The 15,951-nt window shown below is 52.4% G+C and carries 17 protein-coding genes; 6 read left to right on the top strand and 11 right to left on the bottom strand.

Annotation, left to right across the window (positions count from 1 at the left end; all coding sequences use genetic code 11):
• Nucleotides 1–174: 174 nt before the first annotated feature.
• From ACJHXA_RS19085 to ACJHXA_RS19075, 3 genes are all read right to left on the bottom strand, one after another.
• Nucleotides 175–1,182 (bottom strand): luciferase-like monooxygenase, encoded by a 1,008-nt coding sequence (locus tag ACJHXA_RS19085; protein ID WP_000130380.1) that lies wholly within the window; start codon nt 1,180–1,182, stop codon nt 175–177.
• 205 nt (nt 1,183–1,387) lie between these two features.
• Nucleotides 1,388–2,266 carry a U32 family peptidase gene (locus ACJHXA_RS19080; RefSeq protein ID WP_001297426.1) on the bottom strand — a complete coding sequence of 293 codons (879 nt, stop codon included), beginning with the start codon at nt 2,264–2,266 and terminating at the stop codon, nt 1,388–1,390.
• Nucleotides 2,267–2,274: 8 nt separating this feature from the next.
• Nucleotides 2,275–3,270 carry a peptidase U32 family protein gene (locus tag ACJHXA_RS19075; protein ID WP_001298771.1) on the bottom strand — a complete coding sequence of 332 codons (996 nt, stop codon included), beginning with the start codon at nt 3,268–3,270 and terminating at the stop codon, nt 2,275–2,277.
• Nucleotides 3,271–3,478: 208 nt separating this feature from the next.
• On the opposite strand from ACJHXA_RS19075, the gene ACJHXA_RS19070 reads away from it, so the two are divergent.
• Nucleotides 3,479–4,003, top strand: a complete 525-nt coding sequence (locus tag ACJHXA_RS19070) for an SCP2 domain-containing protein (RefSeq protein ID WP_001315853.1) — start codon at nt 3,479–3,481, stop codon at nt 4,001–4,003.
• Nucleotides 3,997–4,500, top strand: coding sequence for a GNAT family N-acetyltransferase (locus ACJHXA_RS19065; protein WP_000908554.1), 504 nt, complete (start codon nt 3,997–3,999; stop codon nt 4,498–4,500). Before ACJHXA_RS19070 ends, ACJHXA_RS19065 begins: the two co-directional genes overlap by 7 nt.
• On the opposite strand, the gene yhbQ is transcribed toward ACJHXA_RS19065, so the two are convergent.
• A complete protein-coding gene (yhbQ, locus tag ACJHXA_RS19060) occupies nt 4,487–4,789 on the bottom strand; it encodes a DNA damage response exodeoxyribonuclease YhbQ (RefSeq protein ID WP_001345969.1) in 303 nt (100 codons plus the stop codon). The two genes, ACJHXA_RS19065 and yhbQ, sit on opposite strands and share 14 nt — an antisense overlap.
• A gap of 50 nt (nt 4,790–4,839) precedes the next feature.
• Between yhbQ and ACJHXA_RS19055 the strand changes: the two genes are divergently transcribed.
• Nucleotides 4,840–5,283 carry a YhbP family protein gene (locus tag ACJHXA_RS19055; RefSeq protein ID WP_000449451.1) on the top strand — a complete coding sequence of 148 codons (444 nt, stop codon included), beginning with the start codon at nt 4,840–4,842 and terminating at the stop codon, nt 5,281–5,283.
• Here the strand turns inward: ACJHXA_RS19055 and yhbO are convergent.
• Nucleotides 5,263–5,781 carry a protein/nucleic acid deglycase gene (yhbO, locus tag ACJHXA_RS19050; RefSeq protein WP_000037608.1) on the bottom strand — a complete coding sequence of 173 codons (519 nt, stop codon included), beginning with the start codon at nt 5,779–5,781 and terminating at the stop codon, nt 5,263–5,265. The two genes, ACJHXA_RS19055 and yhbO, sit on opposite strands and share 21 nt — an antisense overlap.
• Before the next feature lie 127 nt (nt 5,782–5,908).
• Between yhbO and ACJHXA_RS19045 the strand changes: the two genes are divergently transcribed.
• Together ACJHXA_RS19045 and ACJHXA_RS19040 are read left to right on the top strand one after the other, a co-directional pair.
• A complete protein-coding gene (locus ACJHXA_RS19045; RefSeq protein ID WP_001315854.1) occupies nt 5,909–6,544 on the top strand; it encodes an NAD(P)H-binding protein in 636 nt (211 codons plus the stop codon).
• A 72-nt stretch (nt 6,545–6,616) separates the two neighbouring features.
• Nucleotides 6,617–7,657, top strand: a complete 1,041-nt coding sequence (locus ACJHXA_RS19040) for a permease (RefSeq protein WP_000147619.1) — start codon at nt 6,617–6,619, stop codon at nt 7,655–7,657.
• A gap of 113 nt (nt 7,658–7,770) precedes the next feature.
• Here the strand turns inward: ACJHXA_RS19040 and dolP are convergent, their stop codons facing one another.
• The 4 genes from dolP to lpoA are packed head-to-tail and all read right to left on the bottom strand — an operon-like array spanning nt 7,771 to nt 11,355.
• Nucleotides 7,771–8,346 (bottom strand): division/outer membrane stress-associated lipid-binding lipoprotein, encoded by a 576-nt coding sequence (gene dolP / locus ACJHXA_RS19035; RefSeq protein ID WP_000646033.1) that lies wholly within the window; start codon nt 8,344–8,346, stop codon nt 7,771–7,773.
• Between the two features lie 9 nt (nt 8,347–8,355).
• Nucleotides 8,356–8,946 (bottom strand): DnaA initiator-associating protein DiaA, encoded by a 591-nt coding sequence (diaA, locus tag ACJHXA_RS19030; protein ID WP_001158035.1) that lies wholly within the window; start codon nt 8,944–8,946, stop codon nt 8,356–8,358.
• A 19-nt stretch (nt 8,947–8,965) separates the two neighbouring features.
• Nucleotides 8,966–9,361 (bottom strand): YraN family protein, encoded by a 396-nt coding sequence (locus ACJHXA_RS19025; RefSeq protein WP_000246855.1) that lies wholly within the window; start codon nt 9,359–9,361, stop codon nt 8,966–8,968.
• A complete protein-coding gene (gene lpoA, locus ACJHXA_RS19020; protein WP_000249144.1) occupies nt 9,319–11,355 on the bottom strand; it encodes a penicillin-binding protein activator LpoA in 2,037 nt (678 codons plus the stop codon). The genes ACJHXA_RS19025 and lpoA overlap by 43 nt, the downstream gene beginning before the upstream one ends.
• Before the next feature lie 63 nt (nt 11,356–11,418).
• Here lpoA and rsmI point away from each other — a divergent pair, with 63 nt between their 5' ends.
• Nucleotides 11,419–12,279, top strand: a complete 861-nt coding sequence (rsmI, locus tag ACJHXA_RS19015) for a 16S rRNA (cytidine(1402)-2'-O)-methyltransferase (RefSeq protein ID WP_000809253.1) — start codon at nt 11,419–11,421, stop codon at nt 12,277–12,279.
• A gap of 42 nt (nt 12,280–12,321) precedes the next feature.
• Here rsmI and ACJHXA_RS19010 read toward each other — a convergent pair whose 3' ends face one another.
• Complete coding sequence (locus ACJHXA_RS19010; RefSeq protein WP_000817006.1) at nt 12,322–13,413, bottom strand: fimbrial protein; 1,092 nt, start codon at nt 13,411–13,413, stop codon at nt 12,322–12,324.
• Between the two features lie 10 nt (nt 13,414–13,423).
• A complete protein-coding gene (locus tag ACJHXA_RS19005) occupies nt 13,424–15,940 on the bottom strand; it encodes a fimbria/pilus outer membrane usher protein (RefSeq protein ID WP_001136449.1) in 2,517 nt (838 codons plus the stop codon).
• Nucleotides 15,941–15,951 lie beyond the last annotated feature (11 nt).

Below are 15,951 nucleotides of genomic sequence, written 5' to 3'. Positions count from 1 at the left end.
ATCCGGTAGCGGCGTAAAAATCGCGGAAGGGATGAAAAAAACAGCGCCTGACGGCGCTGTGTCTGGCATGCCTGCAATCCGGGAAACCGGACCAGGAAAAAACTTGCAGGCCATAACAGTATCTACGTAGGACAGCGTTGCCAGCTCGGATAAGGCTTCCCGCGTTAAGACACACTATCCCAACAACTCTTCCTTAACATCCATCGCCAGCTCAAACGAATGCAGCCGCGCCTGGTGGTCGAAAATCTGCCCGTTGACCATAATCTCATCGGCGTCGGTTTCGCGCAGGATCGACTGCAAGCCATGACGCACTTTCGCTTTATCACCTACCAACGACATACTCAGCGCCTGCTGCACACCATACTGTTCGGACGGCGACCAGAACTGATCCATATTTTGAATCGGTGGCGGCAGTTGCCCGGTTTCGCCACGGCGCAACTTCACAAAGGCTTGCTGCATTGAGGTAAACAGAAACTCAGCGTCGCGGTTGCTATCGGCGGCGATAATATTGATGCACACCATCGCGTATGGTTTTTCCAGTCGTGCCGACGGTTTGAAGTTGCTGCGATAAAGATGCAGCGCCTGGAACAACATATCCGGCGCGAAGTGTGAGGCAAACGCGAACGGCAGACCAAGCTGCGCCGCCAGTTGCGCGCTGTAAAGGCTGGAGCCTAACAACCACACGGGGATTTTCTCGCCATAGCCTGGTACCGGGCGCACATGCGGATTGGGATCGCGGGCGTCAAACCAGTCCACCAGCTCCGCGACATCGCGGGGGAAATTATCAATATCGCCGCTCATATGGCGACGCAGCGCCATCATTGTCCGTTGGTCACTACCTGGCGCACGACCCAGCCCCAAATCGATTCGCCCCGGATAGAGTGTATTGAGCGTGCCGAACTGTTCGGCAATGACCAACGGTGAGTGGTTAGGCAACATCACGCCGCCAGACCCCAGATGCAGCGTGGTGGTATTCGCCGCCAGATAGCCAATCAATACCGACGTGGCAGCACTGGCAATGCCAGTCATATTGTGGTGTTCTGCCAGCCAGTAGCGATGATAGCCGCGCTTTTCAGCCAGACGGGCGAGATCGAGAGAGTGGGAGAATGCTTCCCGCGCTGAAGAACCTTCGGGAATGGGGGCCAGATCGAGTAGCGAAAACGCAATGGTTTTATCAGTCATAACAGCTCACTTTGTTACCGATTAATCTTTAATACTGCATTAAAGAGTAGTTAAAGTTGTTAACAAAGTGAGCTGTGCTCTAAATAATTCGAGTTGCAGGAAGGCGACAAGAGAGTGAATCCCCAGGAGCTTACATAAGTAAGTGACTGGGGTGAACGAATGCAGATGCAGCACATGCAACTTGAAGTATGACGAGCATATTTACTTAGGCTTGCAGCTCCAGCCCGGCCAGCCGCCGCCAGTAGCCGTTACAGTCGCTGTTTGCCGTCAACGGTAGTGGCGCAGCGCCATTTTCATTAGCGCGGAAGGCGTCGAGCATCGCGAAAGTGTCAGTACCCTGCGGTGACAGGCGGACCACATCAACCAGCCCCTGCATGGATGCCAGCTCGTTACCGAGGTTGTAAACGTAGCCGCTCATGGTCTGAATGCCATTGAGTACAAACACTTGTTGGTTTTCCTGCGACAGCACGTTGCGCCCGTTCGGATACTTAATGCAGCAGGTTTCACACTCATCTTTCGGGCGGTCTTCCGAACGCGCGGTAAAGCAGCGGGCGGAGTAGGCCAGCGGTAGATGACCGTAGCTCAGGACTTCCACTTCAAACTGGTTGCGAATGCCCAGCTCATCGCACTGATTAAGCAGATTCACCAGCCAGTCGCGGGAAAGCTCCACCGGCATACACCAGCGCATCATGCCCTGTTTGAGCAATATTTTCAGCGTCACCGCGTTGTAGCAGTTCAGCGCGTGCCCGGCGACGAACGGCAGTTTGCGTTCAGCGCACATATTCACCACGCCGAGATCGCTGGCTTCAATCAGAAACTCACCGTTCTCAACATAGCGTTTCAGTTCGCCCAGTTCAGAGGATGCCTGCACCAGCGCCAGCGTGGAGAGCACAATCTGCTTGCCACTTCCGGCGAGCGATTTTGCCATCTCCAGCCAGTCGCCAACTTTGGTTGCCCGGCGCTTGCTGCATACCGCTTCACCAAGATAAATCACGTCGGCGCTGCTGGTGGCGGCCTGCTGATAAAAATCTTCCAGCGTCTCTTTTGGCCAGTACCACAGCACTGGCCCTAAGGAATATTTCATTGCTCTTCTCACTGCCATTTACGGTGATACGCGCCAAGGGTGGTCTGCGTGCCTTCGGACATCGACCCGAGCGTCTCCATCCACGCGCTTTGCGGTATGAAGTTTTGCGGATCGGCCTTACAACGGTCGATAGCCTGACGCCAGACTTTCGCCACCTGGCTGACATACGCCGGGCTACGCTGGCGGCCTTCAATTTTCACCGAAGCAATATTCGCCGCCATTAACTCCGGCAGCAGTTCCAGGGTATTGAGACTGGTTGGTTCTTCCAGCGCGTGATAGCGCTCGCCGTCCACCAGATAACGCCCTTTACACAGCGTCGGATAACCTGCGTTTTCGCCGTCCTGATAACGGTCGATCAGCACTTCGTTCAGGCGGGATTCCAGCCCCTGCGGCGTTTGTTGCCAGCGCACGAAACGGGCCGGAGAACACGCGCCCACGGTGTTAGGCGACTCACCCGTCAGATACGACGACAGATAGCAACGGCCTTCCGACATAATGCACAGGCTGCCGAAAGCAAACACTTCCAGTGGTACAGGTGTGACCCGTGCCAGCTGTTTCACCTGATGAATCGACAACACGCGCGGCAGCACCACGCGGGCAACGTCAAAATGGCGATGATAAAAGTTAATCGCCTCTTCATTGGTCGCCGAAGCCTGCACCGATACGTGGCGCTCAATATGCGGATAACGCTCGGCGGCGTATTCCAGCATGGCGAGGTCGGCGAGGATCAGCGCGTCGGCACCCAGCTGCGCCGCCATATCCACGGCGCGCTGCCAACGGGCGTAACCGTCCGGATGCGCAAAAGTGTTAATCGCGATGTGAAGTTTGCGGCGATGTTGATGGACAAAACTCACCGCTTCCTGCAATTTTTTCTCGGTAAAGTTAAGGCCGGCGAAGTGACGGGCATTGGTATCATCTTTTAGCCCGATATAAACAGCATCTGCGCCGTTTTCGATGGCCGCCTTAAGCGCCGGGAGATTTCCGGCAGGGCAGAGCAGCTCCATAATTTTTCCTGAAGGTTGCGCTATCAAAACGCAAAAATGTTAACGAACTGGGATTTTAGTTAACCTTGCTGCGACAATTTTTGATTTAAGGCAGTTAAAGTTGTATTGGTGGTAGCAGCAATTTCATATGGAATTGTTGATTTATACCGCTATGTTATTTTTCTGATATGGCAAAATAGGATGATTGTTGAAACAGGGAGTAAAACTCGTGTTGGATAAACTGCGTTCCCGTATTGTGCATTTGGGGCCATCTCTGTTGAGTGTACCGATAAAACTGACGCCATTTGCGCTAAAACGCCAGGTTCTTGAGCAGGTCTTAAGCTGGCAATTCCGTCAGGCGCTGGATGATGGTGAGCTGGAGTTTCTTGAAGGCCGCTGGTTAAGTATTCATGTGCGTGATATTGACCTGCAATGGTTTACCTCGGTGGTGAATGGCAAACTGGTGGTCAGCCAGAACGCGCAAGCTGATGTGAGTTTTAGTGCCGACGCCAGCGATCTGCTGATGATTGCGGCGCGTAAACAAGATCCGGATACGCTCTTCTTCCAGCGTCGGCTGGTGATTGAAGGCGATACGGAGCTGGGGCTGTATGTGAAAAACCTGATGGACGCCATTGAACTGGAGCAAATGCCGAAAGCCTTACGCATGATGCTGCTGCAACTGGCGGATTTTGTTGAGGCGGGAATGAAAACCGCGCCTGAAACCAAACAGACATCGGTAGGTGAACCATGCTAATTCGAGTAGAAATTCCCATTGATGCGCCGGGTATTGATGCCCTGCTGCGTCGCTCATTCGAAAGTGATGCGGAAGCGAAGCTGGTTCACGATCTGCGTGAAGATGGCTTTCTGACGCTGGGGCTGGTGGCGACAGATGACGAAGGTCAGGTCATTGGCTATGTGGCATTTAGTCCGGTTGATGTGCAGGGCGAAGACCTGCAATGGGTCGGCATGGCACCGTTGGCGGTTGATGAAAAATACCGTGGACAGGGGCTGGCACGCCAACTGGTCTATGAAGGACTCGATTCGCTTAATGAGTTCGGCTATGCCGCAGTGGTGACGCTGGGCGATCCGGCGCTGTACAGTCGTTTCGGCTTTGAACTGGCGGCGCATCACGATCTGCGTTGCCGCTGGCCGGGCACTGAAAGCGCCTTCCAGGTACATCGTTTAGCGGATGACGCGCTGAATGGCGTTACCGGCCTGGTTGAGTATCACGAGCATTTCAATCGCTTTTAATCTTTGGGGTTTGCAGGCTGCTCAACAGCTCTGCAAACCCTGCGCCTTCCGCTACCAGACGCTCTTTTTGCCGTTTGGTCAGTTGCTTAACGCGATATTCTGCCCGTAACGCCAGCGAACGATCGCCCACTGGCGCAGAAAACGCCAGCGTCAGTTCTCCTTTCCCGCGCAGTGCTTTCGCCCCTTTGCCGCTTTGATGTTGCTGATAGCGGCGTTCGACATCCGTGGTGATCCCGGTATAAAGCTTATTGTCGGCGGTACGGATCAAGTAAAGATACCAGGGTGTCATCGTCTGCGTCACATGTTAAGGTCAGGCCAACAGTATAAAAGAGAACAGCAATGGAAACACTCACCGCCATCAGTCGTTGGCTGGCAAAACAACATGTTGTCACCTGGTGTGTGCAGCAGGAAGGGGAACTCTGGTGCGCCAATGCCTTTTATCTTTTTGATGCACAGAAAGTCGCCTTCTACATTTTGACGGAAGAAAAAACACGTCATGCGCAGATGAGTGGGCCGCAGGCGGCAGTTGCCGGAACGGTAAACGGTCAGCCGAAAACAGTAGCGTTAATTCGCGGTGTGCAGTTTAAAGGTGAGATCCGCAGGCTGGAAGGTGAGGAAAGCGACCTCGCACGCAAGGCGTACAACCGTCGCTTTCCGGTTGCCAGAATGCTGTCGGCCCCGGTATGGGAAATCCGGCTCGATGAAATCAAATTCACCGACAACACGCTGGGCTTTGGTAAAAAAATGATTTGGCTACGCGACTCAGGCACCGAGCAGGCGTAACGCCTCGCGGTTAAACGCTGGCAGATCGTCCGGTGTCCGGCTGGTAACCAGCTGATCTTTATCAACCACAACTTCCTGATCGTAAAATTCCGCGCCCGCATTTTTAACATCAATAATGATCGGTTTAACTGCGGTCAGCTTGCGCCCCCGAATCACATCGGCGCTGATCAGCAACTGCGGGCCGTGACAGATGGCAAACACCGGTTTGCCACTATTCACAAAATCACGGGTAAAGGTGACAAAACGGTTGTCCCCACGCAGATAATCCGGTGAATGGCCGCCCGGTAGCAGCAGGGCATCAAACTCCGCAGGCGTCACTTCATCGATGGATTTATCGATGGTCACGCTGGCTTCTCCTTTTTTGCCTTTCACCGTTTTACCCGCTTGTTTTTCAATGGTAATCACTTCGTGTCCGGCTTTACGGAACTCGTCTGCGGGTGAAGTAAATTCTGAATCCTCAAATTCATCAGTGATTAAAACGGCAATTTTCTTACTCATGCTTCCTCCGCGTTGTTGCATTGGATGAGGCGAATTTCCCACAATCGGGGATAATTACCTCATGGTCTATTAAGCCTGGTGCATGAGCCGTGGAGCGCAAGGCAGACAATTCTGTAAAGGAGCGAAGATGAGTCAGGTACTGATTACAGGCGCAACGGGGCTGGTGGGCGGTCACCTGCTGCGGATGTTGATTAACGAACCGAAAGTTAACGCCATTGCTGCGCCGACGCGACGTCCGTTGGGCGATATGCCCGGGGTGTTTAATCCCCATGATCCGCAACTGAGTGACGCGCTGGCGCAGGTCACCGATCCCATCGACATTGTGTTTTGTTGTCTCGGCACCACGCGGCGAGAAGCGGGGAGCAAAGAGGCGTTTATTCATGCCGATTACACGCTGGTAGTGGATACCGCATTAACCGGGCGGCGACTGGGCGCGCAGCATATGCTGGTGGTCAGTGCTATGGGTGCCAATGCCCACTCGCCGTTTTTCTATAACCGCGTCAAAGGGGAGATGGAAGAAGCATTAATCGCCCAGAACTGGCCGAAATTGACCATTGCTCGCCCGTCGATGTTACTGGGCGATCGTAGCAAACAGCGGATGAACGAAACGCTTTTTGCGCCGCTGTTCCGTTTATTACCCGGTAACTGGAAATCCATTGATGCGAGAGACGTGGCGCGGGTCATGCTGGCAGAGGCGATGCGGCCCGGGCATGAAGGTGTGACGATTTTAAGCTCTTCAGAATTACGCAAAAGAGCTGAATAATTATTCCCAAGAATTGATAGTGAGCGTAATATTCACGCGCTCAATTATCATAACTTATTCCTGGGGAATGCTATGACTGGTCAGTCTTCATCTCAGGCGGCAACGCCCATTCAGTGGTGGAAACCCGCGCTTTTCTTTCTCGTTGTCATTGCCGGTCTCTGGTATGTGAAATGGCAACCTTACTACGGCAAAGCGTTTACTGCTGCCGAAACCCACAGTATCGGTAAATCTATCCTTGCGCAGGCGGATGCTAATCCGTGGCAGGCGGCGTTGGATTACGCGATGATCTATTTCCTCGCGGTATGGAAAGCGGCAGTGCTGGGGGTGATCCTCGGTTCGTTGATTCAGGTGCTGATCCCGCGTGACTGGTTGTTGCGTACGCTTGGGCAATCGCGCTTTCGCGGCACGCTGCTGGGAACGCTGTTTTCGCTGCCGGGCATGATGTGTACCTGCTGTGCGGCTCCGGTCGCGGCGGGAATGCGTCGCCAACAGGTGTCGATGGGCGGTGCGCTGGCATTCTGGATGGGCAATCCGGTGTTAAACCCGGCGACGCTGGTGTTTATGGGGTTTGTCCTCGGCTGGGGTTTTGCGGCGATTCGTCTGGTGGCCGGGCTGGTGATGGTGTTGCTGATTGCGACGCTGGTGCAAAAATGGGTGCGTGAAACACCGCAAACGCAGGCACCGGTCGAAATTGACATACCGGAAGCACAGGGCGGTTTTTTTAGCCGCTGGGGCAGGGCGCTATGGACGCTTTTCTGGAGTACGATCCCGGTTTACATCCTTGCAGTACTGGTGTTGGGTGCCGCTCGCGTCTGGTTATTCCCCCATGCCGATGGTGCTGTCGATAACAGCCTGATGTGGGTGATGGCGATGGCGGTAGCAGGATGCTTGTTTGTCATTCCCACGGCAGCAGAAATTCCGATTGTACAAACGATGATGCTGGCAGGTATGGGAACTGCTCCGGCGCTGGCATTGTTGATGACGCTCCCGGCGGTGAGTTTGCCGTCACTGATTATGCTGCGCAAAGCGTTCCCAGCGAAAGCCTTATGGCTGACAGGGGCGATGGTGGCAGTGTCTGGTGTGATTGTCGGCGGGCTGGCGCTGTTGTTCTGATTTGAGGGAAAACATGTCGGATGCGGCGTAAACGCCTTATCCGACCTACGGTTTGCATCGTTGTAGGCCTGATAAGACGCGGCAAGCGTCGCATCAGGCATTACAAGGGGCTGCTATTTAATAAACGTAAACGCTGTGGTTACCCGCTTTACGCCGCTCACCCGGCTGGCAATATCTGCCGCCGCTTTCGCTTCACGTTCAGTCACCAGCCCCATCAGGAACACTTCACCGTTTTCGGTGGTCACTTTCACGTTGGACGATTTCACCAGGTCGCTGGTTAAGAGCTGCGAACGCACTTTGGTGGTGATCCACGTATCGTTAGACGCTTCGCCCAGACCAATCGGCTGGCCCTGACGAATCTCGTTATACACTTCGTTGGCACCGTCTACGCCCATAGCAATCTGTTTGGCGCGAGCCGAAAGTTCAGCGTTTGGTGACTGCCCAACCAGCAGCACTTTGCCCTGATACGCCGTGACATTAATACGGGCTTCTTTCTTAATCTGTTCGTCTTTCGACAATGCGCTGTTCACGCGCACTTCCAGGGTACCATCGTCCACCTGGGTGCCGACACTGCGTGGGTCAGTTGCGGCTTTGGTACCCACAGCAGCGGTACCCACTACGGCAGCGGCAACACAACCTTGCAACAGCAGCGCGGAAATAAGGACTGCGATTGGCGATAATGCCTTCATGTATTCTCCTTAAACATCCTGGTGAGGGAAAAGCGTGTTATCGATCAGATCGCACAGGCAATTTACCGTCAGCATATGCATTTCCTGAATGCGAGCACTACGATGCGAAGGAATGCGGATCTCCACATCTTGTGGCCCTAACAAACCTGCAAGTTCGCCGCCGTCATAGCCGGTCAATGCCACAATAGTCATATCACGCGTAACGGCAGCTTCTACCGCTTTTACAATATCGCGGCTGTTGCCACGGGTGGAAATGGCTAACAATACATCTCCCGCATGACCCAGCGCCCGCACCTGTTTTGCATACACTTCATCATGTAAGCGATCGTTGGCAATCGCCGTTAAGACAACATTATCAGTATTTAGTGCAATGGCAGGTAAGCTGGGCCGCTCCGTTTCGAAACGGTTGATCATGCTGGCAGCAAAATGCTGTGCATTGGCAGCGGAAGTTCCATTACCACAACAGAGGATTTTGTTGCCATTGAGCAGAGACTGAACCAGCGTCATGGCTGCACGGGAGATGGCATCCGGAAGCGCCTCTGCCGCCGCAATTTGAGTTTGAATGCTTTCAGTGAAGCAAGCTTTAATTCTTTCTTGCACGCTAATCCTTAAACCTTAATTATGAGTGGTCATTAAAGGCATCCTTAATCCACTCAACCTCATTCCCGGTGAAGGCTACCACATCGAACCGGCAATCCACAGTATCAAAACTCCCATTATGACGCGCGAGCCACAAGCGGGCAGTCTGTAATAATTTGTGTTGTTTGCTGCGGGTCACACTGGCTGCCGCGCCGCCATAAAGCGCAGAGCGGCGATAGCGTACCTCGACAAAAACGGTGGTCCGGCCTTCACGCATTATCAGATCGATCTCGCCGCCACGCTCGTTCACGTTAGCGGCGACAAATCGCAGTCCTTTGCCTTCCAGCCAGCGACGCGCTTGTACTTCCCACGCATCGCCGGTCTGTTTGGTGGTTAACTGGCGGGGACTACCTGACCTTGTTGGTACTGTAGCCATGATAACTTCCTGTTAATCACGCAATCCGGGTTTGCCGTCAGGCTTCCGGTATTACCGTTGATTTCAAAACCCTGAACCTGGCGCATTTGTGAGAAATGATTTGCCAGCGACCAGGCATCGACGCCCATCGCATACATGCGAGCCAGTGAATAATCGTTATTCACCGCGCTGAGTGCCTGCTGCATTAACGGTAGATTACCGCCTGCCAGCATCGGGATTTCGCTGTACTGCAAGCCTTCCATCTCCAGTCGGAAATCCGGGCCAGCGGTCCCTTGCGCACTGCGGGAGCTGGCGTACAGCGTTGCACCGCTCTGGCTACCGTTACGCATGGCGATCATCGGTTTGATAAAAGCGATTTCACCCGGCGTTGCCACAATGTACACCGCATCGACACGACCGCCATTATTGGTGAACTGGTCATCGGTTGGCGTGGTTTGCAGCGTTGGATTGTTGGTCGTCATGCCGGAGTCGGTTGTCGCTCTGGGAGTAATCGGGGTACCCGTTAAAGCGATACCAGAACCGCCGTTAACACCCGCGCGTAATTCGCTGGTGGAACCAAATTTTTGTTGCAGAACGGTGCCGCCGCCCAGTTTCTGCCACTCCTGCGCAAACGCATTGGCTACGCGATCGCCCAATGAACTGCGTGGGATCAGCACCAGCGGCGCTTGTTTACCCTGGTCACGAATATGACGCGCTGCATCGCGCGCTTCGTCTTCCGGTGAAAGCGCGAAGTAACAAATATTGACGCGGTTTTCGATATTCTCCGGCTGGTTCAGTGCCAGCACGTTCAGCGGGGTGTTGCTCTTAAGCAACTCTTCAACGTTATTTTTCAGCAACGGACCAACCACAATACTCGCGCCATCCTGCTGAACCTGGCTTAAGATCTGGCTAAGTGGTTGTGATGAGGTATCGTAGATTTTCAGTTCTGCGGATGGATTCGCTGGCGCGCTTACCGCTGTGGTGGTTGCTGCCGGGGTGCTTACAGGCGCTGGCTGTGCCGCAGGCTGTTCACCGGTCAGATCGCTAACCGAGGCTTGTGCCGGGCTGGCAACGCCATCCACGGTTTGCGGCTGAGGTTGTTCAGCTACGTCTGCGGCAGGTGCGGCAGCTACCTGAGCCGCCACTGGCTGAGTGCCGATATTTTTCGCCGCTTCAAAGCCTTGCTGAATAGTGCAACCAAATACCGCTGCCTGGCCATTCAGCGGCAACAGCAGGGCGATTTTGTTGGTCGAGGCTGGTTTAAACGCTTTTACGTTAACCAACTGCGTTGGCAGCATTTTCGCGCCCGGATTGTTCGGATAACGTTTTTGCCAGTCGGCGATCCCGGCTTTCATCATGTCGGGATCGTTACGGTTATCAAACCAGACGCGCTGCAGATCCAGCCAGCCTTGCAGAATATTTTCGTCGGCGTTGATCACCAGCGTATTCGCCTGTTCCTGAGTCATGGAGGAGAGCGCCTGCCAGGTGGCATCAATATTCTGCTGTTTTTCTTTCGCGCCGAGCAGCGGTTCCTGAGCAATTAACGCGCGCAGTAAATCAATGGAAGGACGCCCCTGGCTGGCATCGATTTTTGCCTGCCAGTAACGCGCTTGCTGGTTTTGTTCTAAATCGGCAGGTGTGATTTTCGCCAGCAAGTTTTGCGCGCCAGCAAAATCTTTCTGCGCCAGTTTAATCTCTACCGCCAGCAGTGTTTTCTCGCGACGCTGAGAATCGTTCAGTTCTTGCGGTAGTTGGTTAAACAACTCAACCGCCTGCCCGGTTTTACCTTCTTTCACCAGTGCACGAATGGCGAGTAATTGCCAGTTGATCCTGGTATCATCAGAGCTTTGCTGCATCTGCTGAAGATAAAAGGCAGAATCAGCCTGCGCCGTGCCCTGCATATAAGCAGTGGACTGATCGGGAGTATGGGTGCCACAACCGGCGAAAATCAGGGCTGCCAGAACAACAGGCAGACAACGCGCGGCTTTCAAACGAGAAAATGTTGAGGGTACCATAATGTATCCAGTGATATTTTTTTACGCAATGCTCAATATTAAATCGGCAATACGGACGACACAATGAAACAACACCAATCGGCGGATAATTCTCAGGGCCAGCTTTACATTGTACCGACGCCAATCGGCAATCTGGCGGATATCACCCAGCGTGCGTTAGAGGTATTACAGGCCGTTGATCTGATTGCCGCCGAGGATACTCGTCACACCGGTTTATTGCTGCAACATTTTGGGATTAATGCCCGGTTGTTTGCGCTGCACGACCATAACGAACAACAAAAAGCCGAAACGCTGCTGGCGAAGCTGCAAGAAGGGCAGAACATTGCGCTGGTTTCCGATGCCGGAACGCCGCTAATTAACGATCCTGGCTACCATCTGGTGCGTACCTGCCGTGAAGCGGGGATTTGCGTGGTGCCGCTACCCGGGCCGTGTGCTGCTATCACTGCGTTAAGCGCCGCGGGTTTACCCTCTGACCGTTTCTGTTACGAAGGCTTTTTACCTGCCAAATCAAAAGGCCGCCGTGATGCGCTAAAAGCCATTGAAGCGGAGCCGCGCACGCTGATTTTTTATGAATCCACCCACCGTCTGTTAGATAGCCTGGAAGATATCGTTGCGGTATTAGGCGAATCCCGCTACGTGGTTCTGGCGCGTGAGCTGACCAAAACCTGGGAAACCATTCACGGCGCGCCCGTTGGCGAGCTGCTGGCGTGGGTAAAAGAAGATGAAAACCGTCGCAAAGGCGAAATGGTGCTGATTATCGAAGGTCATAAAGCACAGGAAGAAGACTTACCCGCCGATGCCCTGCGCACGCTGGCGCTGCTACAGGCAGAACTGCCGTTGAAAAAAGCGGCGGCGCTGGCGGCAGAAATTCACGGCGTGAAGAAAAATGCGCTGTATAAGTATGCGCTGGAGCAGCAGGGGTAAGAGTGCCGAAGCGTTGCGTTAATCAAAACGCAACGTCTTCTTTTACCGCACGATGACGGTAATGGTGGCGGTGCCCTGAAATTTTCCTGTTTCCAGCTCACCACCGACCAGATTAACTGGCCAGGCGCGCATGTTGATGGTGCCATGCCCGGAAGGATCAACGGGAAGGATACCGTTCTGAAAAGGAATATTTGCAACTCCGCCGCCGAGATTTTCAATACGAATACCGACATCGGGCGCATTGTCTGAACTTCTTCGTCTGGCGACCAGGTTGTACTGGTCTACTACCCCAGTTGTACCGTCGATGCGCATTTGCAACGAGTTTTTAATCTTTGAAGTATCACCACAGTCATAAGTGATATTAAAGTCTACTGGAGTAAAACCGTCTGGCATGGCATTGCGGGTGGTAAACTTCTGACCATTGATGAATCCAAAATTAACCTTAATAACATCGCCCTGATTAATTTTGCACGACTGTGGGGCGGTGAGATTTCCCTGAATCGATAACTTGACTAAATCATGGAAGTCACCTGTAGACGGGCTTCCCATTCCATCGACCCATGCGCCTTTAATGACGGCAATATCCGTTTTCGGAATGGTCATCGAGCCGAGAAATGGCTTGGTGACATACAGGGTAAAGGTGGTATTTGCACCAATATTAACGGGTCCATAACGAGACGTGTCACCCTGGCAAACACCCGTTTGGGTTGCAGCAGAATATACGGTGTTGCTTTTTATCTGTGTGAATCGGGTGTTAACAGAAACGGTCTGGTCAGTCACGAGTCCTGGAATGTCATTCGCCTGTAATGTGGTTTTAATATCCAGACTATCATTGAGTTTGTAATATCCTGCTTGATGTCCAGTGGTGGTAAGTACAGGGCTGACCATATAGACAAGTTTAACTGCCTTACCCGCAGAGCAGGTACAGGCGTATTGCCAGTTAGTGCTACTTAGCGTGGCAGAGGTAAACTCCCGTCCTGTCACGTTATCTGTCTGGTTCACCGTAACATCATCAACCACACTGCTGTAATTTGTCGCACCGCTAGTGCTGTCAGCTCCACACCCTCCTGAGGAGGCATAAGCGCAGGATGTGGATATCAACAAAAGTCCTGTTATAAGAGGCGCTCTTTTCATTTTTTTATCCTTAATGGCACTGCGCCGTGCCTTGTAATACAGAGGTTGTTGGTTCTGAATCCGGTGTACTAAAAGCAAACTGACATTGTTGATCTGCCTGATTTCCCCAGCGTACAGTCCAGCTTTGTGATTTACTCGATATCCCAGAGAGATATAGTATGCCGCCCTCATCGACGATACTTTGTTGCCCCGTCTCATCGTTGCTGGCAAGAGCGCCAAAGGGCAACGGTTTACCGTTGCGATCGCTGACTGTAACAAGTACGCGATAACCGATATTGGCGTTGAAACGCGCCGCTACCATTGCACCTCTGTTGGGCACCACAAACTGTGTTGTTTGCTCAAGATCGACGTTATCGGGCAGCTGCGTAGTATCTACCGAGAGACGGTTTTCCTGGTAAGTCGTGAGATAAGGAACCACTGCATAGCCAAAGGGATCAGTAGCAATCCCCGGATAGTTTTGTATCCTCACGCCAGAAGCCCCATTAGCATCGATAAGCGCAAAAGCGTTGCCCAGATATTGCGAGAGCGTCACGCCATGAGGATGGATAACCACGCCGCCGGTAACGCCGTAATTGTATTGGCTGCTGTCATTACCGTAGCTGTATCCGGCACTGAAGGTGCCATAAGGTGAACGGTAACTGGCGTTCAGGCTACTGTTATGGTTGTTATCGTCATCCAGACTTTGTTCCAGGCTATAGCTCAGGCGACCATCATCCAGCAGTGAGCCATCAAGACGCATTTCATGTTGGGTTGGGCGATCTTTCTGGCTGGTCATCTGATAGGAAACCCGGCTACGCGGTAACCAGCGTTCTAACGGAATACTGAGATTCAAAGAGAGTGCGCGGTCATTATTTTGATCCGTGTAGCGACTGTATTGATAATTCAGGCTGTAACCAATTCCCCATTGCTGACCGGAAACCCCAACTGAGATATTCCTGTTTTTATCGTTATTGCCCCAATAGTCTTGCTGCGAACCGGAGGCATACAGACTTACCCCATCAAATATTGTCTGGCTGATGTTGAATTGAATTTCACTTTTTTGGCGACTGTTATAGTCCCAATTACGGGTATTGGCTTCATCAAAACTAAAATAGCCATCGTTGGTATAGCGATAGTAGCTAACAGCGATATTGGTGTTGGTTTCCGGGATATCTTTGATGTACTGCGTACGCCATTGATAGCCATGAAAAGAGTGCCGGTTATCGAATTGGGTGTCAGCTCTGTTGATATCCATCGACAACGCGCCCAGTGCGCCAAGTGTGCCGCCGATACCGATCCCCAGCGCATAATAATCTTCAGAACCGAGCAGGCCGCCATACAGCGTAAAAGTATTATTCAAACCATATATTGCCGTGGCTTCAGCAAATTCGGGTTCCTTGCTATCACTGTTTGCATCAGCGCGATAGCGTCCAGCGGTCGCGCTATATTTTAGATGCCCAGGTCGCTGCATCATGGGTAATGAAGAATAAGGCTGGATAAAGCGACGTTGCGTACCGTCACTTTCTTCAATCGTGACTTCTAAATCGCCGCTGTTGGAAGAGGGGTAGAGATCGTTAATTTCAAAGGCACCCGCTGGCACGTTGCTTTGATAGATCACATAACCATTTTGCCTGATAGTCACGATTGCACTACTGTTTGCGATACCGCGTACCGTTGGGGCAAATCCGCGCTGGCTGTTTGGCAACATATTATCGTCGGAAGCGAGTTGCACGCCAGTAAAGGTGTAGCTGGAAAAAATACTGCCGCTGGTGGCGCTTTCTCCCAGAAGCAACTGAGACTTCAACGCCTTGATATCACGTTGTAAATAACTACTGATAGTGTTCCAGCTTGACGCCTGATCGTTGCGTGTCCACGTAGAATAGTTACGTAATCGCCAGGGGCCAAAATTAGCACCATTTTGCATATTCAGGTACTGTCGTTGGCTACGATTGCCCTGGCGGTAACGGTTATCAGAACCTGTAAACGAGTAGTTGGTAAACAGCGTTGGTATACCATCGTCCCAACGAGAAGGGGAGACGTAACCTTTTGCATCACGGTACAGTGCAATTTGGGGAATGCTCAAATTAAGTCGCTGATGATTGAAATCAAATTCAGCAGCTGTACCGGGAATGATTTGTTCAAGCGAGTTGATCACGCTATCGTCATCTTTTTCAGCCAGCGCCGGGATTTCATCCACCTTAATACCCAGCTCACGTAGTTGTTCTACCGTAAACTGTGGCTGCAGAAGTTGCTCTGCATTGGCGGTAAATGTAATTTTTTTCTGTGAAACCTTCTTTTTATTCAGCCAGATATCAACCTGATAAGTTCCTGGTAGTTGTGCGTATTTTTTTGAAAAACGTGACAGATCAGTTGTTTGCATACCACTTTTTGTAGTTTCCAGCATAATGGGGTCGAAATAATACTCTTCGGCGTTAGCGGTAGTGCAAAGCATGCCGCTGCCAGTGAGCACCATCGGCAAACAGCGTTTGATGATGAGCGCCAACTGTTTCGGTGTGCGTTTATGTCCCTGGTGGTGTCGTTGTGGCATTCCCTGATGAC

Source organism: Escherichia sp. WS33 (genome assembly GCF_046486385.1).
Taxonomy (GTDB): domain Bacteria; phylum Pseudomonadota; class Gammaproteobacteria; order Enterobacterales; family Enterobacteriaceae; genus ECMA0423.
This window is presented reverse-complemented; position numbering and strand designations above follow the sequence as displayed.